Annotated in this window: 20 protein-coding genes; 13 read left to right on the top strand and 7 right to left on the bottom strand. The window is 28.6% G+C overall.

Annotation, left to right across the window (positions count from 1 at the left end; all coding sequences use genetic code 11):
- Nucleotides 1-24 precede the first annotated feature (24 nt).
- The 12 genes from dut (at nt 25) to DYE58_RS09340 (ending at nt 12804) form a co-directional block, all read left to right on the top strand.
- Nucleotides 25-459, top strand: a complete 435-nt coding sequence (gene dut / locus DYE58_RS09395; RefSeq protein WP_004821551.1) for a dUTP diphosphatase — start codon at nt 25-27, stop codon at nt 457-459.
- Between the two features lie 47 nt (nt 460-506).
- On the top strand, nt 507-2807 hold the full coding sequence (locus DYE58_RS09390) for a DNA translocase FtsK (protein ID WP_115312240.1): 2301 nt from the start codon (nt 507-509) through the stop codon (nt 2805-2807).
- Nucleotides 2800-4116, top strand: a complete 1317-nt coding sequence (gene rimO, locus DYE58_RS09385; RefSeq protein WP_004821547.1) for a 30S ribosomal protein S12 methylthiotransferase RimO — start codon at nt 2800-2802, stop codon at nt 4114-4116. Before DYE58_RS09390 ends, rimO begins: the two co-directional genes overlap by 8 nt.
- The gene (pgsA, locus tag DYE58_RS09380) at nt 4113-4646 is read left to right on the top strand and encodes a CDP-diacylglycerol--glycerol-3-phosphate 3-phosphatidyltransferase (RefSeq protein ID WP_004821546.1); all 534 of its coding nucleotides are present in this window, start codon (nt 4113-4115) and stop codon (nt 4644-4646) included. Before rimO ends, pgsA begins: the two co-directional genes overlap by 4 nt.
- A gap of 9 nt (nt 4647-4655) precedes the next feature.
- Nucleotides 4656-5879 carry a competence/damage-inducible protein A gene (locus DYE58_RS09375; protein WP_004821544.1) on the top strand — a complete coding sequence of 408 codons (1224 nt, stop codon included), beginning with the start codon at nt 4656-4658 and terminating at the stop codon, nt 5877-5879.
- A 2-nt stretch (nt 5880-5881) separates the two neighbouring features.
- Complete coding sequence (gene recA, locus DYE58_RS09370; RefSeq protein ID WP_004821543.1) at nt 5882-6925, top strand: recombinase RecA; 1044 nt, start codon at nt 5882-5884, stop codon at nt 6923-6925.
- A 1-nt stretch (nt 6926) separates the two neighbouring features.
- Nucleotides 6927-7898 carry a metallophosphoesterase family protein gene (locus tag DYE58_RS09365; RefSeq protein ID WP_004821541.1) on the top strand — a complete coding sequence of 324 codons (972 nt, stop codon included), beginning with the start codon at nt 6927-6929 and terminating at the stop codon, nt 7896-7898.
- The gene (locus tag DYE58_RS09360; protein ID WP_115312239.1) at nt 7895-9196 is read left to right on the top strand and encodes an AAA family ATPase; all 1302 of its coding nucleotides are present in this window, start codon (nt 7895-7897) and stop codon (nt 9194-9196) included. Before DYE58_RS09365 ends, DYE58_RS09360 begins: the two co-directional genes overlap by 4 nt.
- Nucleotides 9193-9426, top strand: a complete 234-nt coding sequence (locus DYE58_RS09355; protein WP_004821536.1) for a hypothetical protein — start codon at nt 9193-9195, stop codon at nt 9424-9426. The genes DYE58_RS09360 and DYE58_RS09355 overlap by 4 nt, the downstream gene beginning before the upstream one ends.
- Nucleotides 9426-10079 carry an AAA family ATPase gene (locus DYE58_RS09350; RefSeq protein ID WP_004821534.1) on the top strand — a complete coding sequence of 218 codons (654 nt, stop codon included), beginning with the start codon at nt 9426-9428 and terminating at the stop codon, nt 10077-10079. Before DYE58_RS09355 ends, DYE58_RS09350 begins: the two co-directional genes overlap by 1 nt.
- A 109-nt stretch (nt 10080-10188) precedes the next feature.
- The gene (rny, locus tag DYE58_RS09345; RefSeq protein WP_004821532.1) at nt 10189-11724 is read left to right on the top strand and encodes a ribonuclease Y; all 1536 of its coding nucleotides are present in this window, start codon (nt 10189-10191) and stop codon (nt 11722-11724) included.
- 81 nt (nt 11725-11805) lie between these two features.
- Nucleotides 11806-12804 (top strand): tyrosine recombinase XerC, encoded by a 999-nt coding sequence (locus DYE58_RS09340; RefSeq protein ID WP_115312238.1) that lies wholly within the window; start codon nt 11806-11808, stop codon nt 12802-12804.
- A gap of 106 nt (nt 12805-12910) precedes the next feature.
- Here the strand turns inward: DYE58_RS09340 and DYE58_RS09335 are convergent, their stop codons facing one another.
- On the bottom strand, nt 12911-13201 hold the full coding sequence (locus tag DYE58_RS09335; RefSeq protein WP_040552651.1) for a hypothetical protein: 291 nt from the start codon (nt 13199-13201) through the stop codon (nt 12911-12913).
- Nucleotides 13202-13343: 142 nt separating this feature from the next.
- On the opposite strand from DYE58_RS09335, the gene lexA reads away from it, so the two are divergent.
- Nucleotides 13344-13961 (top strand): transcriptional repressor LexA, encoded by a 618-nt coding sequence (gene lexA, locus DYE58_RS09330; protein ID WP_004821525.1) that lies wholly within the window; start codon nt 13344-13346, stop codon nt 13959-13961.
- 10 nt (nt 13962-13971) lie between these two features.
- On the opposite strand, the gene DYE58_RS09325 is transcribed toward lexA, so the two are convergent.
- From DYE58_RS09325 to DYE58_RS09300, 6 genes are read right to left on the bottom strand one after another with little or no spacing between them, the layout of a single operon-like run.
- Nucleotides 13972-15258, bottom strand: coding sequence for a methionine gamma-lyase family protein (locus tag DYE58_RS09325; RefSeq protein ID WP_004821523.1), 1287 nt, complete (start codon nt 15256-15258; stop codon nt 13972-13974).
- Nucleotides 15248-16153: a tRNA (adenosine(37)-N6)-dimethylallyltransferase MiaA gene (gene miaA, locus DYE58_RS09320; RefSeq protein ID WP_004821521.1), complete on the bottom strand. Its 906-nt coding sequence runs from the start codon at nt 16151-16153 to the stop codon at nt 15248-15250. The genes DYE58_RS09325 and miaA overlap by 11 nt, the downstream gene beginning before the upstream one ends.
- A complete protein-coding gene (gene mutL, locus DYE58_RS09315; protein ID WP_004821519.1) occupies nt 16154-18019 on the bottom strand; it encodes a DNA mismatch repair endonuclease MutL in 1866 nt (621 codons plus the stop codon).
- Nucleotides 18009-20582, bottom strand: a complete 2574-nt coding sequence (gene mutS, locus DYE58_RS09310; protein ID WP_245946084.1) for a DNA mismatch repair protein MutS — start codon at nt 20580-20582, stop codon at nt 18009-18011. The genes mutL and mutS overlap by 11 nt, the downstream gene beginning before the upstream one ends.
- A complete protein-coding gene (miaB, locus tag DYE58_RS09305) occupies nt 20567-21976 on the bottom strand; it encodes a tRNA (N6-isopentenyl adenosine(37)-C2)-methylthiotransferase MiaB (protein WP_004821513.1) in 1410 nt (469 codons plus the stop codon). The genes mutS and miaB overlap by 16 nt, the downstream gene beginning before the upstream one ends.
- 43 nt (nt 21977-22019) lie before the next feature.
- Complete coding sequence (locus DYE58_RS09300) at nt 22020-22955, bottom strand: LysR family transcriptional regulator (protein WP_115312356.1); 936 nt, start codon at nt 22953-22955, stop codon at nt 22020-22022.
- Between the last annotated feature and the right edge of the window lie 109 nt (nt 22956-23064).

The raw sequence follows: 23064 nt of genomic DNA, 5'->3' as shown, positions 1-23064 counted from the left end.
TATCCTGTTTTTTTAAGGAGAACTATGAATATAAAATTAATTAATAAAAGCAATAACCCAACACCTGAGTATGAAACCAATGGTTCTGCAGGTATGGATATAAGAGCAAATTTAGATGAAAAGTTTATTTTAAAGCCAATGTGTAGGGCTGCAATACCAACTGGATTATTTATTGAAATACCGGAAGGATATGAAGCTCAAGTAAGAGCTCGCAGTGGGTTGGCATTTAAGTACGGAATATCATTGACAAATGGAATAGGAACAATAGATTCTGATTATAGAGGAGAATTAAAAGTTCTTTTAATAAATTTAGGCACAGAAAATTTTGAAATTAATAATGGAGATAGAATAGCTCAATTAGTAATTGCAAAATATGAAAAAGTTGATTTTGTAGAAGTGAATGATTTATCAGAAACTGTTAGAAGCACAGGTGGATTTGGGCATACAGGCCTTTCTTAAGTGGTAGATAAAAATACCTTATGTTATAATAAACTAGAGGTGTAAGGGTGAAAAAGAATAAAAAAGTTAAGAAAAAACAACGTAATACAGAACAAAAAACCTTACTTGGAGTAGCTTTAATTTTATTCGGTCTTATAAGTTTTATAAGCTTGTATAGCGATAAAATAGGATTGTTTGGCGTATTTATATATAAAATTTTTACTCTTTTGTCAGGAAGTGGTAACTTCTTAATTCCATGTATTATGATAATATGTGGGATTTTAATAATATTACCTAAGTATAAAGAAGATATTTTCAAATATATAACATTATTTTCACTTATTTGTCTTTGTATTTTAGTATATTTAGACGGTACAAAGAATATAGATTTGACATTAGTAGATAGAATATCAATGTCAATAGAATATTTGGACATTGCAACTTCTGGTGGTGTTATAGGTTCTATTTTTGGATTTTTTATGTATAAATTTTTTGGTGCTATTGGAACTTATATGATATTAGCAACAATTGTATTGGTTTGTGTATTTTTAATTTTTAAAATAAACTTTGAAACATTAAAAAATATAAGCTCTAATTTTTCAGATTATGGTAGTTCATTAGGAGTCAAGTTGTCGGCAATTAAAGAAAATGTATCAGATGGACTAGAAAAAAAGAAGTTAGAAAAAATTTTAAAAAATAAAGAAAAACAAAATAAAAAGCAAGATAGATCTAATATTGACAATAAAGTAAATGAAAATTCTATTGAAGAAGATGTAGTTATTAGAGGGGTATTATCTGATGAAAAAACAGAAAATATAGTTAATGTTGCTGAACAAAAAGAAAATTCAATTGAAAATGGAGAGATAATTTCAATAAATGATACCATTCAAATAGAAAATGAAAAATTAAATTTAGATTTAAATACTGATTTAGAAGTTAATGAGTATATTAAACCTCCTGAAGAATTACTAGAACTAAATCAAAATAATATTGGAGATTCAAGAGAACTAGTTAAAAAGAACGCTAAAATAATAGAAGAAACTATGCATACCTTTGGAATTGATTGTAAAATTGTGGCAATTAATAAAGGCCCTGTTATAACTCTTTATGAATTAGAGCCTGCTCCAGGAGTAAAGTTAAATAAGATAGTTGCATTGAGTGATAATTTGGCAATGGCTTTAGCTAGTTCAGATATAAGAATAGAAGCGCCAATCCCAGGTAAAGCTGTGGTTGGAATAGAAGTCCCAAATAAGTTCAAAGACTCTGTATCCATACGAGATATGATAGGAAGTTTAGAATTTAAAAATTTAAAATCTGATATACCATTGACTTTAGGGAAAAATGTAGCTGGGGAAATTATAGTATCATCTATTGAAAAAATGCCACATTTATTAATAGCTGGTGCAACAGGCTCTGGAAAATCAGTATGTATAAATACTATTATAACTAGTATTTTATACAAAAGCTCTCCTGAAGATGTTAAGCTTTTACTTATAGACCCTAAAATAGTTGAACTTAGTATATATAATGATATTCCACATCTTTTGATTCCGGTAGTTACTGAACCTAAAAAAGCTTCTTTTGCCTTAAACTGGGCGGTAGGAGAAATGGAGAGAAGATATTCTTTATTCGCTGAATTAGGAGTTAGGGATTTAAATTCTTTTAATAGTAAAGCAGCTATTTTAAAAGAACCTATTTTACCAAAAATTGTAATAATCGTAGATGAATTAGCAGACTTAATGATGGTGGCTCAAAAAGAAGTTGAAGAATATATAGCAAGACTTGCTCAAAAAGCACGTGCTGCGGGTATATATTTAATACTGGCTACACAAAGACCATCTGTTGATGTAATTACCGGAACGATAAAGGCTAATATTCCATCTAGAATAGCATTTTCAGTTTCATCTCAGATTGATTCTAGAACTATATTGGATATGCCCGGAGCAGAAAGATTGCTTGGAAAAGGAGATATGTTATTCTATCCAGGGTTCTATTCTAAACCAGTTAGAGTTCAAGGTGCATTTATACATGATGATGAAGTTGAGAGAGTTGTCGAATTTATTAAAGCTAATAGTTCTTCGAATAAAGCACTTGAAGAAAAAATCGTTAAAGAAATTCAAGAAAAAAAAGAAATTACTAGAGATAGAGATGAGTTATTTAATGAAGCGGTTAAGTATATATTGACTGATGAACAGGCATCAATTTCTTATTTACAGAGAAAATTGAAGATAGGATATTCAAGAGCTGCTAGAATTGTAGACCAACTTGAAGAATCTGGCATAATTGGTCCTCATGAAGGCTCAAAACCTAGGAAAGTATTATTAACAGAAGAAGAAATTAAAGAAATGCTGGGAGAAGAATTTGAATAAAGTACATTTTATAACATTAGGTTGTTCTAAGAATGATATAGATACAACAACAATGAAGTCTAATTTAAACAGTGAAAGCTATGAAATTACGCCTAATCCAAACGACGCCAATGTCATAGTTGTAAATACATGTGGATTTATAGAAGCTGCAAAAGAAGAGTCTATAAATACCATACTTGAGGCTGCAAAGCTAAAAGAAAATGGTAATTTAAAGAAGTTGGTATTAGCTGGTTGTTTAGCCCAACGTTATTCAAAAGAATTAATGGAAGAAATACCTGAAGTTGATGGAATTATTGGTACAGGTAGCTTTAAAGATATTAATTCAGTAATTAACTCAGCTTTCGATGGGGATAGGAAAGTTTTACTTGAAGATTTTAATGAATATACTCAAGATATAAACTATAAGTCAGATGTACAAGTTACAGAATATGTTAGAATAGCTGAAGGTTGTAATAATAATTGCAGCTATTGTATTATTCCTAAATTAAGGGGAAGAAATAAATCACGACCTATTGAAGATATAGTTAAAGAAGTTGAATATCTTACTGGCAATGGTACTCGTGAAATAATTTTAATTGCGCAAAATTCAACAGATTATGGGATAGATTTATATAAAGAGTACAAACTACAAGATTTAATAAAAGAGCTTTCTAAGATTCATTTGTTAAAATGGATTAGAATACTTTATTTATATCCTGATAATTTTACTGATGGACTTATAAATGAATTTAAAACAAATTCTAAACTCTTGAAGTATGTTGATATTCCGATGCAACATATTTCAGATAATGTCTTAAAGAGAATGAACAGAAGAACATCTAAAAACCAAATTGAAAAGTTGATTAATCAACTTAGAAGCAATATCCCTGAAATTGCAATACGTACAACATTTATAGTTGGATTCCCTGGAGAAACTGAAGAAGATTTTGAAGAACTGAGTTCATTTTTAGAAGAATATAAATTAGATAGAGTTGGTGCTTTTGCATACTCTAGGGAAGAGGATACAGTTGCGTATTCAATGGATAATCAAATCGATGAAGATTTAAAGAATGAAAGATTATCCGCTGTGATGGATATTCAACAAGAGATTTCTTCTGAGATAATGAGCAAAAAAATAGGTTCAGTATTAGAAGTATTAATTGAAGAAAAAATAAGTGGTGAAATGTATTCAGGACGTTCATATTTAGATGCTCCTGAAATTGATGGAAATATTTACGTTGCAAGTGAAAACAACCTTGAATTGGGTTCTTTTTACAAAGTTAAAATTTTAAACTCATTGGAGTTTGATTTAGAAGGTGAAGTAATATGAATACCGCAAATAAATTGACAATGTTAAGAATTTTAATGGTCCCCATTTTTGTGTTGTTTATGTATCTTAATATCGAAAATTCTAGAATTATAGCTACTATAATTTTTGTAATAGCTTCATTTACAGACTTTTTAGATGGATATATAGCCAGAAAAAATAATTTAGTTACAAATTTTGGAAAGTTTGCAGACCCTCTAGCTGATAAGATATTAGTAGCTGCTGCTTTAATATGTCTTACTGAGTTAGGAGATGTTCCAGCTTGGGGAGTTATAATAATAATTGCTAGAGAATTTGCAGTAACAGGGTTTAGAATTATAGCAGCTTCTGAAAATATCACTATAGCTGCAAGTCCTTTAGGAAAGATAAAAACAGTAAGTCAACTAGTATCTTTAATTATTTTACTAACTAATATAACTATGATATACAAAATAGGCATCGTATCTTTTTATATAGCTATATTATTTACTATAATTTCAGGAGTAGATTATTTTATCAAAAACAAGAAAGTATTAGACTTAAAAAATATATAAGAGGTAAGAATGAGAGCATCAATAATAACTGTAGGAACAGAAATATTAGTGGGTTCAATTTTAAATACACATGCTGAATATATTTCCAACATATTAAATGATTTAGGAGTTCATGTGGATTATCATATATCTGTTAGAGATAATTTAGAACAAATAGAAAATATTCTTAAGGGACAACTAGAAAAAGTAGACCTCATATTTTTGTGTGGAGGATTAGGACCAACTGCTGATGATATGACAAAAGAAGCTGTTTCAAATGTTATTGGACGTAGTATTATATTAGATGAAATACAACATAAAAAATTATTAAAAAGATTTAGAGAATCTAAATTTAAAATGACTGAAAATAATTTAAAACAAGCAATGATTATCGAAAATTCAACTATATTAGACAATAAGTGGGGAATAGCACCAGGAGAAATTATTGAATATGGTGACAAAAAGATATTTTTATTGCCTGGACCACCGAAAGAATTGAGACCTATGGTAGATGAGTATCTAAAATACTACATAACAGATAACAATGAAGTAGTAATTAGATCTTTAAATGTTGCGGGACTTGGAGAATCTGTAGTTGAAGATAAAATTAGAAAATTAAACTTAGAAACTAAAAATATAAGTATAAATACATTTGCAAAATTTTATGATACTGAAATTAAAATAATAGCTGAAGGAAGAGATAGAAATTCATTAATTGAAAAAGTTGATTTAATAGTCTCTAAACTATATGATACTTTTGGAACAAATATATATTCGGAAGGAAAAATAACTTTAAATGAATCTCTTGTAAAATTACTTAAAGAAAAAGAACTTAAGATAAGTTTTGCAGAGTCTATTACAGGGGGGCTTTTAGCTAGCCAAATAACTAGTATATCTGGAGCGAGTAGTGTATTAAGCGAATCTTACATCACGTATTCAAACGATGTTAAAATTAAGATTCTTGGAGTAAAAGAAAATACATTAAATAATTATGGTGTTGTTAGTAAAGAAGTTGCTTATGAAATGGCTAAAGGGTTAAGGGCTTTAACTAAATCAGATATATGCATATCTACAACTGGCGAAGCTGGGCCAAACCCTAGTGAAAAAGAAGTAGGCTTAAATTATATATGTTATTATTTTGATGAAAATAAATATAAAGTTGTAGAGCATAAATTTAAAGGTACTAGAAATGAAATACAAAAAAGAGTTTGTGATACAGCAATATTAGATCTTATTTTAATGTTAAGGGGGTAATTATGGACGATCAAAGAAAACTATCTCTAGAAAATACAATCTCTAGAATAGAAAAGGCTTATGGAAAGGGCTCTATAATGAAATTAGGTGCTGATAATAAGCTAGAAATAGAAGCTATACCAACAGGATCACTAACTTTAGATTATGCATTAGGAGTAGGTGGAATTCCAAGAGGAAGAATTATAGAAATTTATGGACCCGAATCATCAGGTAAAACTACATTAGCACTGCATATGTTAGCTGAAGCACAAAAAATGGATGGGATAGCTGCTTTTATAGATGCAGAACATGCACTAGACCCTGTATATGCAAAAAATTTAGGTGTAGATATTGAAAATTTAATAATTTCACAACCTGACACAGGAGAACAAGCTTTAGAAATTACTGAAGCTCTAGTTCGTTCAAATGCTGTTGATTTAATTGTTGTAGACTCAGTAGCAGCCCTTGTTCCAAAGGCTGAAATTGAAGGTGAAATGGGAGATTCCCACATGGGATTGCAGGCAAGACTTATGTCTCAAGCTCTTAGAAAGTTAACTGGAGCAATAAATAAGTCAAAATCATCGGTTGTATTCATAAATCAACTTAGAGAAAAAATAGGAGTTATGTTTGGTAATCCTGAAACTACTACAGGAGGGAGAGCCCTTAAATTTTATGCTTCTATAAGAATGGATATAAGAAGAACTGATACTTTGAAAAAAGGCGATGAAATGATAGGTAATCGTGTAAAAGTAAAAGTTGTTAAAAATAAAGTTGCTCCACCACATAAGGTAGCTGAGTTTGATATTATGTATGGAAAGGGAATTTCAAAATCTGGTACTACTATAGATATGGGGGTACTTTCTGATGTAATTATAAGGAGTGGTGCATGGTATAGCTATGAAGACCAAAAATTGGGGCAAGGAAGAGAAAATTCAAAAGAGTTTTTAGAGCAAAATCCTGAGTTAACATTTGAAATAGACCAAAAAATTCGTAAGGCATTAAATTTGCCGGCAGATGATTTAGAACCATCTATCCAAAATAATTCGACTGAAATGGATTCAGAATAAGATGAAATTTTTATATTTTACAGATTCTCATTTAAGGGTAACAAATCCTAAAAATAGAATCGATAATTTTTATGAAACATTAAAAAATAAAATGAATGAAATTCTTCAAATAAGTTTAAATGAAAATGTAGATTATATTTTACATGGAGGTGACTTATTTGATAGACCCGATACTCCAATTTCATTAGTATCAGATTTTTCAGAAATTTTTCAGAAATTTAAAGCACCAATATATATAGTTAGTGGAAATCATGATATATTCGGGCATAATCCAATAACTGTTCATAGAACTATGTTTGGTCTTTTAGATAGTTTTGGGATTATAAGAATGGTAAATAATAAGGTAATTTTAAAGAAAGACGTCACTGTTCAACTGACGTCTTTCCCTTATAGTATAGATATGGATAGCCCTAAGAGTAGAGAAGGATATATTGTACGAGAAAAGGATGATGTTGATTATGCAATACACCTCACTCATGGATTCTTAACAGATAAAAAACCTCCTGATACTATACCTCATACTCTAATTTCTGATATATCGGATACAGTTGCAGATGTAACATTTGGAGGACATATTCACTATGGTTTTAAAACAATTGAAATAGATGGCAAATATTTTATAAATCCAGGTTCAATTGTAAGGATATCTAATGCACTTAGTGAATTTAAAAGAAAGCCTAAAGTAGTTATACTTGAACTCACAAATAAAATAGATATAAGAGAAATAAATTTGAAAACTGCTCTTCCAGCCGAAGAAGTATTAGACAGAAGCGAAATTGAGCATCATAAATTTAAAACACAACAATTTAATGATTTTAAATCTACAATCGAGTCATCATCTAATTTAAAAAGTTTCGATGTATTTGATATATTAGTTGAGATTGCCAAAAACAATAATATTTCTAAGGAAGTAAGAGATGAGGCAATTAAAAGAGTTGAGTTAAAGCAAATTGAAGGAGCTGATTACAATTGATTTATATAACTTCTATAGAAATTAAAAATTTTCAGTCTCATGAGAATACAAAATTAGATTTGCATAGAGGATTAAATGTTATAGTTGGCAGATCTGATAGTGGTAAGACAGCTATTTTAAGAGCGATAAAATGGGTTTTTTATAATGACCCACCTCCAGGAAACCTAATACGAAATGGCGCTAAGGAAATGAGTGTTAGAATTGAATTTAACACGGGAGCTATTGTAACAAGGTTGTGGAATAGTAAAGAAAATAAGTATATTCTTGTAAAATCTAATGGAGAAAAAATTGTTCTTGAAAAATTTAATAGAGCTGTACCTTTTGAAATAATTCAAGAAATCAATATTCAAAAAGTAGAATTAGGCTCAACTGTTAAGAATGGAATCAACATTGCAGAACAATTGGATGGACCTTTTCTTCTCACGGAGTCTTCATCAACTAGAGCTAGTGCAATAGGCAGACTAATAGGCGTAAATTTTATAGATGATGCTTTAAGAGATGTTATAAAGGATAATAAAAATAATTCGAAGAAAATAAAAGAAGCTGAATTAGAGAAGGAAATATTAGAAAAAGATTTAGAAAGCTTTGATTATTTAAAAGATGAAGAAAAAAAATTAAACTTTATAAAAAAATGTAGAGATGCGATTTTAAATTATACTGTTCAACTAGATAAGTTGAAACAGTTATCTTCTTCAAAGCTAAATATAAAAGAAGAAATTATATATTTAGAGAAAAACCTTAAAGAATATGAAAATATATCTGAATTAGAACAAAAATTTGAAAGATTGTCTCGTAATATTGAAATGCTAAAGTATTATTCTAAGTTATCAAACAATCTAAAGAGTAATAGAAATGATATACTTACAACTGAAGAACAAGTTTTAAAACTAAAACATATAGATGGTATATATGATAAACTACTCAATTTAACAAATATTGTTGCTAATTTTAACAATTTGAGTTCATTGAATCAATCTCTAAAAGATAATGAAGTTCGTATTGGTAGAGGAATTGAATATTTAAAGATATTTAAAAATATCGAATTTAATATTTCTTTGACATTAGAATTAGAAAATAATTTGAATTTATATTCACAACTCTTAATCGTAAAAGAAAATCTAAATAATATCAATTCAAAGATTACTTCTTTAAACGCAGAAATAGATGATATTTATAAAAATATTTTAAATTTAAGTGAAGAATATGAAAGGATTTTTATAGAGCTGGGCTATTGTCCTTTGTGTCACAGTAAAATAGATAGTTCAAGTATAAAAGAGCATTTAAGAGGTGAAATATGAATTATGAAGACAAACTTTCTTATCTAAAGAAAGAAATAGACCGCAGAAAAGAATTAAAGAATAAAGCAGAAGGCCGTTTGGAGACTTTAAAAATTCAACAAGAAGCATTAAATAAGGAGTTGGAAGCATTAAATATAAACCCTGAAGATTTAGATAATACTATAAATGAACTACAAACTAAAATAGACAGCCTATTTTCTGAAATTGCCGACAATATGCCGGAGATTTGATGATGGATATAAATACTATAAATGAAAAAATAGAAAAATTAGAAACTAATTTAAACATTCAAAAGGGTAGACGAGATATAGTAGAGAAAAATTTAAATTCTAAATTAGATAAAATTAATACTTTAAAAAATGATTACTCTGTATTATCACAAGTTGAGATACTATTAAATATGGCAAGTGAGTACGGCAGAGAACAAGCAAAAACACAAGTTGAGAGTTTGGTAAGTAGTTGCTTGAGCTTTATTTTGGAAACAGATATTGAATTTGTAATAGAGCTTACAGATGGTAAAATTACTGGAGCAGATTTTTATGTAGTGTCAAATTATGATGGCTACACCGTTAAAACTCAACCTGAGAATTCCAGAGGGGGTGGAATTGTAGATATTATATCATTGGCACTTAGAATTGCTATGATAGAAATTTATAACCCTAAAATCGAAGGCCCTTTGATTTTAGATGAACCTGGTAAACACGTAAGTGAGGAATATATATTTAATTTAGGAGAATTTTTAAGAAAATCTTCAACTATGTTTCATAGACAGATTATTATGGTTACACACAATAAATATTTATCAGAAATTTGTGATAAATCTTTCCTAGTAGAGCAAAGAAATTCAGTATCTAAGGTAACTAATTTAGAAATTGAAAAATAGCTTATCTTGACTATTGCTCAATTTAGAGATAAAATTGTATAGTACGCAAGTATTTATTTAGAAATGAATTTAAAATTTGGAACTTGAAAATTTAATAAGGAGGTGTGTAATGCTAGAAAATATTATTTTTATTATAATATCTCTAATTTTTGGTTGTGGAATAGGCTACGGTATTCGAAAATATATTGCTGAAGGAAAAACTAAAACAGCTGAAGAACTTGCTATAAAAATAGTCACAGAAGCCGAACATAATGCTGAAGCCAAAAAACGTGAACTTCTTCTAGAAGCAAAAGATGAGATACACAAGCTTAGATCTGATAATGAGCATGAATATAAAACTCGTAGAAATGAGCTTCAAACTTTAGAAAATAGAATTTTGAATAGAGAAGAAGCTGTCGAGAAAAGAGCTCAGTCTTTAGAGAAAAAAGAAGATAAGCTTAACTCTAGACTTGAAGATGCTAAAATGAAAGTTGAAAAAGCTGAAGAATTAGTTCTAAAAAGAGAAGAAGAATTACAGAAAGTTGCTGGTTTGACAGCTGAAGAAGGTAAATCCATATTATTAAATCAGTTAGAACGAGAAATAACCCAAGAATCTGCACTTATAATTAAGGAAAATGAACTAAGAATTAAAGAGGAAAGCAATAAATACGCACAAAATGTAATAGCCCAAGCAATTCAAAGAATAGCTGCAGATCAAGTTGCAGAGGCAACCGTTTCTGTAGTTCAGTTACCCAATGATGAAATGAAAGGTAGAATTATCGGACGTGAAGGACGTAATATAAGAAGTATAGAGTCTTTGACTGGCGTTGATTTAATTATCGATGATACTCCTGAAGCGGTGGTTCTATCATGTTTTGATCCTGTAAGACGTGAAATAGCTAGAATAGCTCTTGAAAAGTTAGTGCAAGATGGAAGAATTCATCCTACTAAAATTGAAGAGAGTGTAGAAAAAGCTAAAAATGAAGTTGATATTATGATTAAAGAGTCCGGAGAACAAGCTGCTTATGATGCAGGAGTTCATGGATTACATCCCGAAATCATAAAGTATCTTGGAAGGCTTAAATTTAGAACAAGTTATGGCCAAAATATGTTAAAGCATGCTGTTGAAGTTTCAAACTTAGCTGGTATATTGGCACAAGAAATTGGAGCTGATGTAAAGCTTGCTAAAAGAGGTGGATTACTTCATGATATCGGAAAGAGTATAGACCACGATGTTGAAGCTCCTCATGTTGATTTAGGTATTGAAATTGCTCGTAAGTACAAAGAAAATGATATAGTTATAAACTGTATACAATCTCATCATGGAGATGTTGAATTCAAATATGTTGAAGCAATTTTAGTAACTGCTGCTGATGCTATTTCAGCTGCTAGACCTGGAGCAAGACGCGAAACTGTAGAGTCATATATAAAACGTCTTGAAAAACTTGAAGAAATAGCAACTTCATTTGAAGGTATAGAGAAATCTTATGCAATTCAAGCAGGAAGAGAAGTTAGAATAATAGTTAAGCCAGAAGCTGTAAGTGAATCTGAAGTTACTTTATTAGCAAGAAAAATTGTTAAAGAAATTGAATCACAATTAGACTTCCCAGGACAAATTAAAGTAAATGTCATACGAGAAACTAAAGCCATTGAATATGCTAAATAAATTCTAAATAAGTTAATAAAACCTGCCATAAGGCGGGTTTTTTTGTTATTATATATAATATAAAATTTTTAGGAGAATAAAATGATTAATAATTTAATAGATGACTTTCTTGGTTTTTTATCTAGCTCTAAAGGAGCTTCAGAGAATACAGTTAAAGAATATTATTATGATTTAAGAACTTTTATTAGATTCATTCTCATTAGAAGAGAAATTGTAAAAGATATAGAATTCAAGAATATTGATATAGATTTAATTACACTAGATATTATAAAAAGTATAAGAAAAGAAGATATATACGCGTTTACTTCTTTTTTAGATAGAAAATTAAAAAATTCTAATAGAACTAAAAATAGAAAATTATCTTCTATTAGAACATTTTTTAAATATTTAAGTACTAAAGTTGATTTGATTGAGTATAATCCTGCTGAAGACATAGATAGTCCTAAAATTGAGCGTTCATTACCCATTTATTTAGATTTAGATGAAGCTATGTTAATATTGAAAGAGATATCTAATTCAGAAAAACAACCTAAATTTAAATTTAGGGACTATGCTATAGTAACTTTATTTTTAAATTGTGGAATGAGGCTATCAGAGCTCTCCAGTTTAAATTTAAATGATATTAAGACTAATATACTGCGTGTTACTGGAAAAGGTCGTAAACAACGTGAAATATTCCTTAATAATGCCTGTAGAAAAGCTCTAGATGATTATTTAAAAGTTAGACCTGACATCGATAATGAAGATGCATTATTTTTAAGTATGCGTAATAATAGAATGAATAATAGATCCATTCAACATATGGTAGAAAAATATATAAAGAATTCAGGATTAGATACAAATAAATATACTGTACACAAATTAAGACACACAGCAGCAACTCTTATGTATCAATATGGTTCAGCTGATATAAGAAGTCTACAAGAAATACTTGGTCATGAATCAGTTAGTACTACGCAAATCTACACTCATGTAAATAATAAAGCTTTAAAAGACACTATTGAAAGTAATCCTTTGTCAAATATAAATTACACTGAAGTTGATGATAGTGCTGAAAATAATGATAAATATTTTAAATGAGCATAAAAATAGTCACAAAATTATTATTTTGTGACTATTTTTATGCTCATAATTAAAAATTTAAATATTTACACACTCTACCCTACACTTATTATTTGGGAAGTTTTCATCTATAAATTGGTATGGAAATAATTTCACCTTGTGTTATTTTGGATGAATTATTATTTAATTTGATAATTTTATCTACATAATCTCGTTTATCCATATTGTAGTTATATTTATCAGCTATATTCCAAATAGTTTCATTTGAATTGACATAATGATAAATCAATTTAGGTTCAGGTTGTCTAGTTTCAAAACCATCTAAGTTTTCTATTTTTAATCCAGTTGTGAATAAAAACATCATAATAATAAATATAAATACCCTATTCTTTTTTAATTTTAAATTACTTTTCATAATCCACCTCATCAAATATATGTTCTGAATGTTTGTTCTAAATTAATTGTATTTGAACATTTGTTTTTTGTCAAGTATTTTTAAACGTTTGTTTGAAATATACGTTCTCATCTGTTATACTTTGTATATAGGAGGTATAAGTATGTACGAAGATTTGAGTCAAAGAGAAAAAGATATATTATTTTATTTAATACAACAGTTACAATTAAAAGGATATCCCCCTACAGTTAGAGAAATTTGCCAACAACTAAATATAAAAAGTACATCAACTGTTCATGGAAGTTTAGAAAAACTTGAAATAAAGGGATATATAAGAAAAGACCCTACAAAACCTAGAGCTATAGAGATACTTAGCAATAATGAAGATGTATTTTTAAATAAGAAAAAAACTGTTGATATACCAATTGTTGGTCAAGTTTCGGCTGGAGCGCCTATACTAGCTTTTGAAAATATAGAAGATACATATCCTCTTCCAATTGAATTTGCTCAAGACAGAAATTTATTTATTTTAAAAATTGTTGGAGAAAGCATGATAAATGCAGGGATATTGGACGGAGATTTTGTAATAATAGAAAAACGTGATTTTGCTAAAAATGGAGATAAAGTTTTAGCTTTAATTGGAGAAGATTCTACAGTTAAGACTTTTTATAAAGAAAAAGATGGATTTAGGTTACAACCTGAAAATGATTTTATGGATCCCATTTATGTAAAAGACCTTAAAATTTTGGGTGTAGTTGTTGGTTTATATAGAAAGATGTAAGGGATATCCCTTACATCTTATTTTTTAAGTTATAAATTTGTTCTTTAAAATTATTTAATACATTTATTAAGGCGTATTTACCATGATAATAAGATAAGCCACCTTGGAAATAAGCATAATATGGCGCTCTCATAGGACCATCAGCAGACAATTCTATTGAAGAGCCTTCTATAAAGCCTCCTGCTGCCATTATAACTTTATTTTCATATCCTGGCATATCCCATGCTTGAGGAGTAAATTGATGGTCTACAGGAGATGCACTTTGTATTGCTTCACAGAATACTTCTAATAGTTTAGGATCGTTTAATTCAATGCTTGTTATTATATCTGACCTCTTATCAGAACTTTTAGGTAGGGTTTCATATCCTAATTTTTCAAATGCGAGACTAAATAATCTAGCTACCTTTATTGCATCTTCTACAACTTTGGGAGCCATAAATAGTCCTTGTAAAATTTGCCTTGTCATCCCAAAGCTAAGGCCACATTCCTTACCTATTCCTGGGGCTGTAAGATTATTAGATATTCTATCTATTAAGTCTTGCTTTCCTACTATATAACCACCTGAGTAAGCTAATCCACCTCCTGGATTTTTTATTAAGGAGCCTGCCATATAGTCAGCTCCAAAATCTGTAGGTTCTTCATAATCTGTAAATTCACCATAACAATTATCTACAAAAATTATAACTTTAGGATATTTTTCCTTTATAGATTTAATTACAATTTTTAATTCATCAGTTGTGAACGCTTTTCTATTTGAATAACCTGTAGACCTTTGAATTGCGATAACTTTTGTATTCTCTGAAATCATTTCAATGATTTTTTCTATATCTATTTTCCCATCAATTAAATCAACTTGAGAGTAGTGAATGCCACTTTCAATAAAGTTACCTGGTTCATTTCCATCTATACCTATAACTTTTCTAAGTGTGTCATAAGGAGCTCCACTTATATATATTAATTCGTCTCCTTTAGCTAATATAGACTTTAATGCTAGGCTTATAGCATGTGTTCCACTTACAATATTAGGCCTTACAAGGGCATCTTCTGTGTTAAAGATATTGGCATATATTTTTTCAACCTTATCTCTCCCCTCATCTCCATAACCATAACCAGTGGTCCAATTAAAATCTGTTGATTTTAAATTATTATCTTGCATTGCTTTCAATATTTTCATTTGATTATAAAATGAAATTGGTTCAAATTCTAAAAAGGACTCTTTAAGTTCATTTTCACAATTACATACAAAATCAAATATTTCTTTATTAATCTTGAACGAATCAAAAAAATTATTTTCCAAATTTATCTCCTACTAATTTTTTTAATGTTTTAAAAATATTTTTGTCTTCTTTATCTAACCAAATGATTCTATCATCACGTTTAAACCAAGTAATTTGACGTTTAGCATAGTGTCGTGAATTTTTTTTAATTAATTCTACCATTTCTTCCAATGAAATATCATTTTTAAAATATGATATAACTTCTTTGTAACCTATTGCTTTAAAAGCTTGAGAATTTTCAGAATATTTTTCTACAAGCTCAGAAACTTCTTTGATTAAACCTTGATTTATCATTTGTTCTACTCTGATATTTATATTTTCATACAGCTTACTTCTCTCCATATTTAACCCTAAGTAAAGTAAATTGTATTCATTATTTTTAGAATTAAAATTTGAATTATCTTTTTTACCACTTTTAGATATCTCCAAAGCCCTAATAATTCTATGAGAGTTATTTCTATCTATTTGATTTGCAGATTCCGGATCGACTTCAAGCAATAATTCATATAGGTATCCCAATCCCTTTTCTTGCAATACTAAGTTTAGGTACTCTCTGTAAGCTATATCTTTTGACTGTTCTTGAAAAGTTAAATTATAAACTATTGAATTTATATAAAGTCCTGTGCCTCCAACTAAAATAGGCATCTTACCTCGAAGATTTATTTCTTCTATTAATTTTTTTACTTGTTGTTGAAAATCATAAACTGAAAATTCCGTATTGGCATCAACTATATCAATCATGTGATGCACGATATCAGTTTGACTAGTATCTATTTTTGCTGTTCCAATATTAAATTCTTTATATATTTGCATTGAATCTGCGGAAATAATCTCACCATTATATTCTTTTGCAATTTTTAAAGATAATTCTGTCTTGCCTACACCTGTAGGTCCTGTTAAAATAATTAAATTCATTTATCCTCTCAAAAACATTTTTTCTAGATCTCTTTTAGTAAGCTCTAAAACAGTTGGACGACCATGAGGACATGTATAAGGGTCCTCACAATTTACTAAATCTTTTACAAGTTGTTTAACTTCAATAGAACTTAGTTTTTCATTGGCTTTAACAGCAGCTTTACAAGCTTTTTTCATAAGAGCGTATGGGTTAACTTGATATGCAGAAGTTAAGTTTTCATTCACTTCCTGAAGTGATTGTCTTAAAAAGTCTTCGAAATTACATCCAACTATAGAAGGAATAGCTCTAACAATCAAAGAATTATCTGAAAATTTTTCAATTTCAAATCCAATTTTATTTAATGTTTCTGTGAATTCGTCAAACTTATCCAATTCAACATTTGATACATCAAATATCTCTGGTTTTAATAGCATTTGAGAATCAACTTGTCTGTAATTAAATTGATTTAAAAATTCTTCATATTTAACCCTTTCATGTGCTGCATGTTGGTCGATTAGGAACCATCTATTATCTCTTGATTCTAATATTAGATAAGTATTAAAAAGTGAACCAACGTATCTTGAGTCTATTAAATTCACTTCTTTTTTAAATGGTTCTATATTTTCCATAGCTATTGAATCATCTATAGTTTCAATTTCTAAATTCTGATTATATTCGCCATAAGAAACGATAGTAGGTTCTTTTTTATCCATATCATGGTTATTATCAGATAAGAATTCTTTGTAAGGTTCTTCTATAGACTCTTTTTTAGAATTTATAAAATTACTAGTATAGTCTAATTCGACTACTTGATCATTGTCCGATGACTCTGTTGTAAACAATTCAAATATATTTACATTTTCTGTTTTAGGTTCATCTTCAATTGGTTTAATAAAATCTCTATTAGGTTTTAATGTTTCTTCAGCTAAATCTTTTAACAATTGAACAATAACTTCATCATTTGAAAATTTAACTTCATGTTTTTTAGGATGAACATTTACATCTACGATAGAAGGGTCTATTTCTAAATAAATTATAAAAACTGGATATCTGCCAAGAGGTATTTGAGAATAGTAAGCTCTTTCTATACTTTTAGAAATCTCTAAGTTTCTGATAAATCTTCCATTAATATAGATATATTGTTCTGACCTAGACGTTCTATATAATGCATTGTTTGAAAAGAAAGCATTTATTTTATATCTTTCATTTTCAAATTTTTTGTTGATTAGATTATTACTTATATCCCTGCCTAATATACTAAATATATGGTCATTCATATTTGTAGTGGCAGATTTACTTAAAATAACTCTTGAGTCCCTTATCAATTTAAAAGAAACTTCGGGTGTTCCAAGAGATATTTTTTTAACCACATCTTGAATTAGATTAAATTCTGAGCTCTCTTTTTTTAAAAATTTTTTTCTTACAGGAGTATTGTGAAATACATCAGTTATATAAAATGTTGTGCCAACTGGAACTCCTATATTTTTTTTATCCCAAATCTTACCATCTTCTAATTTGGCTCTTGTACCTGCTAAATCATTTTTAGTTTTAGTTAGGACTTCTATTTTGGAAACACTTGCGATACTTGCCAATGCCTCTCCCCTAAAACCAAGTGAAGTAATTTCTGTCAAATCTTTAAAATTACTTAATTTAGAAGTGGCGTGTCTGTAAAATGCTTTTTCTATTTCATCTGATAAAATGCCCATTCCATCATCAGAAACTTTAATATATTCCCAAGGCGCTCCTTTGACCTCAACAACTATATTTTTTGCTTCAGCATCTATTGAATTTTCTACAAGCTCTTTAACTATTGAAGCAGGGTTTTCAATTATCTCCCCTGCTGCAATTTTAGATATGGTTAAATCATCTAATATATTAATTGTCATTTATATCACTTGCCTTTTCTACAATTTTACCCAACAAATTCAAAGCCTCTAAAGGTGAAATTGTATTTATATCAATTTTACTAATTTCTTTAACAAAGCCGTCGTAATTAGGATTTACAGCTTCATTAAACGACTCCATTTTAATTTGCACATTTTCTTTTGATTCATGTAGTTCTAATATTTCTTTAGCTCTTTCAACTATAGGTTCGTTTATTCCTGCTAGCTTTGCCACTTCAATACCATAACTTTTAGAACTAAATCCATTTATAATCTTTCTTAAAAAGACAATATCTTCCCCTTGTTTATCAACTGCTATTGTAAGATTTTCAACTTCATCATATATATTAGAAAGATCTGTTAATTCATGATAGTGAGTAGCGAATAATGTCCTAGATTTAATCTTTTTAATTATATACTCACTTATTGCCCAAGCGATTGAAAGACCATCAAAAGTGCTAGTTCCTCTTCCTACCTCATCTAAAATTACTAATGAATTAGGTTTTGCGTGCTTTAGGATATTAGAAACTTCTTTCATCTCAACCATAAAAGTAGAATCTCCACCAGCTAAGTTATCAGAAGCTCCTATTCTAGTAAAAACTCTATCCATTATAGATATTTTAGCTTCATCTGCGGGAACAAAAGAACCTATGTGGGCCATTATTACAATAATTGCAACTTGACGCATATAAGTTGACTTACCTGCCATATTTGGGCCAGTTATCAAATTAAAGAATTTCTCTTCGTTTAAAGTAGTGTCATTTGGCACAAACATGACCTCTTTATTAAGCGCTTCAACTATTGGATGTCTACCTGATTTTATTTCAAGACTTGAACCATCTATTAACTTTGGCCTAACGTAGTTATTTTCATTGGCAACATTAGCTAATGAAGTAAGCACATCTACCTTAGCTATCTTTTGAGCAGTTGATTGTATAGTTCTTAAATTAAAAAATATTTTATCTCGCAAAGTTTTTAAAATTTCTTGTTGTTTTTTTAAAGCTAACTCCTTGGAGCCACTTATTTTTAACTCTAATTCTTTTAATTCAACTGTGTAATATCTTTCTGAGCCTACCAAAGTCTGTTTTCTAATATAATCGTCAGGAACTTTGTCTACAAAAGATTTAGTTACATCAATGAAATATCCTAAGATTTTATTGTACTTAATCTTTAAATTTTTTATTGATGTTCTTGCTTTTTCTCTATTCTCTAAATCCAAGATAAGTCTTTGTCCATTTTCACTAGCATTAAATAACTCATCAAGTTCTGTATCAAATCCTATTCGAATAAATCTTTTATCATCAATTATATGTGGCGGGTCTGATACTAATGTAGTATTAATTTCATCTATTAGGGAATCAATAGTACAAATATTTTTTACATAATCTTTTAAATGAATACAGTTTGAATTTAAAATTTCTTTTTGAATTCCCTTAATTTTTGAGAAAGAGTTCGCCAATGCTTTAATTTCTTTAGGCGAAATTTGAGAATTCGAAATTTTAAAACTCAGTCTTTCAATGTCATTGATTTGGTTTAATTGACCATTAATTTTATCTATTAATATTAAATTCTCTTTTAATTCTTCAACTAAATTTAGTCTATCTGCAATTTTTCCCTTATCAAGTAGAGGTTTTTCTATCCATTTTTTTAGTTCTCTAGAACCCATAGACGTTTTAGTACTATCCAAAACTTGGAATAAAGAACCTTTTTTAGTCCCAGTTGTTATACCATGAGTTAATTCTAGATTTCTCTTTGTATGTTCATCAAGGCCCATATACTCTTCAACCGTATAAACTATTATATCTTTTAGATGGACAAGACTAGATTTTTGAGTTATTCCAAGATAGTTTAGCAAAAGATTAAGAGATGAATAATCATCAGTATATTTTTTAAGTTGTACATTCATATCGTCAGATAAAGTTATTAAAATATCACTATTAATTTTTAAATAACTCTCTTCAACTTCAGAGATAAATATATCTTTATTTCTAATTGATTTTTTCAATTCTTTACTGTTTTTAGATAATAACAATATTTCTGAAGGATTGACTTTATCTATTTCATCGATTATAAAAGATAATAAATCTTCTTTTGATAAGAAAGTTTTTTTAGTTGTAAACAACTCTCCAGTACTATAATCTGAATACGATATACTGACATTATAGCCACTGTATATAATAGACATTAAATAATTGTTTTCATTAGAATTTAAATAATTTAAGTCTGTAAATGTTCCAGGAGTAACTATTCTTGTAACTTCTCTTTTAACTAAATTTTTAGCTAATTTGGGGTCTTCTACTTGGTCGCAAATAGCTACTTTAAAACCTTGTTCAATAAGCTTTGATATATATGTTTCACTTACATGATACGGTACACCACACATAGGTATATCTTGAGTTTTATTACTTCTTCTAGTCAAAGTAAGGCCTAATGCTTTTGAAGCTTTTAAAGCGTCGTCAAAAAACATCTCATAAAAATCACCTAGCCTGTAAAATAAAATTTCATTAGGATACTGATTTTTAATTTTGACATATTGTTCCATCATTGGTGTTAACGAATTTGACATAACTCACCTTTTAAATTAAATGAATTTGCATCTGTTACGTGTACCTTTACTATTTTGCCTATTAAATCTTTATTACCTTCAAAATTTATTAATTTAAACTCTTCAGTTCTACCACTTAATTTATTTGCATCTTTTTTACTTACATCTTCAACTAAAACATCTACATCTCTACCGATAAAAGCTTTATTCTTTTTATTTTGTATAGGATATAAAATGTCTATAAGTCTTTGAAATCTATCATGTTTTACTTTATCAGGAACTTGATCAACCGCATTATAAGCTTTAGTCCCTTCTCTTCTTGAATATATAAAAGTAAATGATGTATCAAATTCAACTTTTTTAACAAGGTCTAATGTTTCAAGGAAATCTTCTTCTGTTTCTCCCGGAAATCCTACCATTAAATCAGTGCACAAAGCTATATCAGGATTGATGCTTTTAATTTTATCAATTTTGCGTAGATAATCTTCTTTTGTATAATTTCTATTCATTAATTTTAAAACTCTTGAAGAACCAGCTTGTACTGGTAAATGCAAGAAATTAGAAAGATTTTTTAAGTCTCTAAATGCATAAATTAAATCATCAGATATATCTTTAGGGTGTGATGTCATAAATCTTATTCTTTCAATTCCCTTAATATCAGATATTTTATATAGTAAATCAGAAAATCTAATCTTATCCTCTAATGTTTTGCCGTAGCTATTTACATTTTGACCTAAAAGAGTTACCTCAAGTGTTCCATTTTTAGCTAAATTTTTTATTTCTGAAATTATATCTTCAGGCTTTCTGCTAGTTTCTCGACCTCTTGTATAAGGAACTATACAATAAGTGCAAAAATTATTGCAACCGTACATTATATTCACATATGATTTATATGAATACAATCTATTAGCACCTAAATCATCATTGAGTTGCTTTGTTTTTTCTCTAATATCTATTTGAAGTTTGCCAGTGTCATATGAATCTAATAATAGTTCAGGCAACTTCCAAATATTATTAGTTCCAAAAATCAAATCTACATTTTCAAATTTTTCTTTTACATATTCTCTTGATTCTTTTCTTTGCATCATACATCCACAAACGCCACACTTTAAATCGGGTTTTGCTTCCTTAAGATGTTTTAGAACTCCAAGTTGTCCGTATACCTTATCTTCTGCTGAATGTCTTACAGAACATGTATTAACTAAAACTAAATCGCTATCTTCAAAATTGTCACAAAGTTGAAATCCCATTTTTTCTAAAATCCAATTTATTTTTTCTGAATCATGTTCATTCATTTGACAACCATGAGTTATGACACAAGCTTTTTTATTAGGGCTTATCTCACTTCTAACTCTATTTATATATGAGTCAATATTATAATTTAAATCATGTACTAATGAGTAATTTTCGTTCATCTTTACCTCTTTTCAAGCTATAATTATACCATACTTAAGTTTATTAGTTTTGAATATCAGCTCTCGCCATTTTTAAGAATTCACGAGTAGCTTGCTTCAAATATCTATTGTGTTTATAGAAAAAGTAAATTTCTCTTGATGTAAATTCTTTTGGAAGCTTATAGTAACAAACTTCAGCAGTTTTACCAATACTCTTTATTAAAATATCAGATATAAAAGAAATTCCAACTCCATTTATACTTAAATTATAACTAGTAATTTGTTGGTCTAACTCAAATATAATGTTGGGGTTAAAATTTTCACTTTGACAGATACTGTCAGCTTTTATTCTAGTATCATTGCCTTCCTTTAAAAATATAAAAGGCTCATCTTTGAAATTATCTAATTTTACAGACTTAAATTTATCATTAAGATATTCCTTAGAAATTATGCTATCATAATTTAGTTTGTATTCAGATAAATTTTTATTTGATTTATAAGATGAAGGCACGACTAAAATTATGTGGTCTTTCATCAGAATTTGTCTATCATAAATTTCAGGGTCAAATTGATAATTATCTATAACTATATCTAACTCCCCTGAAGCTAAAGAATTTTCTAATTCAACTGTATTATCTTCTACTATATTAAGTTCAACTTTTGGATATTTTTTTGAAAATTCGGAAATAATAAATGGTAAAACATGCGATATGAATAGAGATGTTCCACCAATTGAAACCTTACCAGCTTTTAAATCACCTAAGTCATTTAGATAGTTCTCAAAATTATCTTCTATTTCTAATATTTTTTCAACAGACTTTATATATTCTAATCCAAATTCAGTTAAACCTATTGGTTTTGTACTTCTATCAAAAATTTCATATCCTAAACTAACTTCTACTTTTTTTACTGCTGCACTTAATGATGGCTGAGATATAAAAAGATTTTTTGCAGCTCTGGAAAAACTTTTTTCTCTGTATACCTCGTATATATATTCCATTCCCCTAAACAATATAGACACCTACCTATGTTTATATAACTATTATTTACTTAATTTTATAATACATAATATCTATACTTATGGCAAGGTATAATTAATATTTCTTAGA

Source organism: Peptoniphilus indolicus (genome assembly GCF_900454665.1).
Lineage (GTDB): Bacteria > Bacillota > Clostridia > Tissierellales > Peptoniphilaceae > Peptoniphilus > Peptoniphilus indolicus.
Note: the sequence above shows the minus strand (reverse complement) of the source record. Positions and strands in the feature narration are given on the sequence as shown.

What these genes read in the sequence shown, in the direction of transcription:
- dut (WP_004821551.1), top strand. Translation starts at nt 25, where the DNA reads ATGAATATAAAATTAATTAATAAAAGCAATAACCCAACACCTGAGTAT.
- pgsA (WP_004821546.1), top strand. Translation starts at nt 4,113, where the DNA reads ATGAATACCGCAAATAAATTGACAATGTTAAGAATTTTAATGGTCCCC.
- DYE58_RS09375 (WP_004821544.1), top strand. Translation starts at nt 4,656, where the DNA reads ATGAGAGCATCAATAATAACTGTAGGAACAGAAATATTAGTGGGTTCA.
- recA (WP_004821543.1), top strand. Translation starts at nt 5,882, where the DNA reads ATGGACGATCAAAGAAAACTATCTCTAGAAAATACAATCTCTAGAATA.
- DYE58_RS09365 (WP_004821541.1), top strand. Translation starts at nt 6,927, where the DNA reads ATGAAATTTTTATATTTTACAGATTCTCATTTAAGGGTAACAAATCCT.
- DYE58_RS09355 (WP_004821536.1), top strand. Translation starts at nt 9,193, where the DNA reads ATGAATTATGAAGACAAACTTTCTTATCTAAAGAAAGAAATAGACCGC.
- DYE58_RS09350 (WP_004821534.1), top strand. Translation starts at nt 9,426, where the DNA reads ATGATGGATATAAATACTATAAATGAAAAAATAGAAAAATTAGAAACT.
- rny (WP_004821532.1), top strand. Translation starts at nt 10,189, where the DNA reads ATGCTAGAAAATATTATTTTTATTATAATATCTCTAATTTTTGGTTGT.
- DYE58_RS09340 (WP_115312238.1), top strand. Translation starts at nt 11,806, where the DNA reads ATGATTAATAATTTAATAGATGACTTTCTTGGTTTTTTATCTAGCTCT.
- DYE58_RS09335 (WP_040552651.1), bottom strand. Translation starts at nt 13,201, where the DNA reads ATGAAAAGTAATTTAAAATTAAAAAAGAATAGGGTATTTATATTTATT.
- lexA (WP_004821525.1), top strand. Translation starts at nt 13,344, where the DNA reads ATGTACGAAGATTTGAGTCAAAGAGAAAAAGATATATTATTTTATTTA.
- miaA (WP_004821521.1), bottom strand. Translation starts at nt 16,153, where the DNA reads ATGAATTTAATTATTTTAACAGGACCTACAGGTGTAGGCAAGACAGAA.
- mutL (WP_004821519.1), bottom strand. Translation starts at nt 18,019, where the DNA reads ATGACAATTAATATATTAGATGATTTAACCATATCTAAAATTGCAGCA.
- mutS (WP_245946084.1), bottom strand. Translation starts at nt 20,582, where the DNA reads ATGTCAAATTCGTTAACACCAATGATGGAACAATATGTCAAAATTAAA.
- miaB (WP_004821513.1), bottom strand. Translation starts at nt 21,976, where the DNA reads ATGAACGAAAATTACTCATTAGTACATGATTTAAATTATAATATTGAC.
- DYE58_RS09300 (WP_115312356.1), bottom strand. Translation starts at nt 22,955, where the DNA reads ATGGAATATATATACGAGGTATACAGAGAAAAAAGTTTTTCCAGAGCT.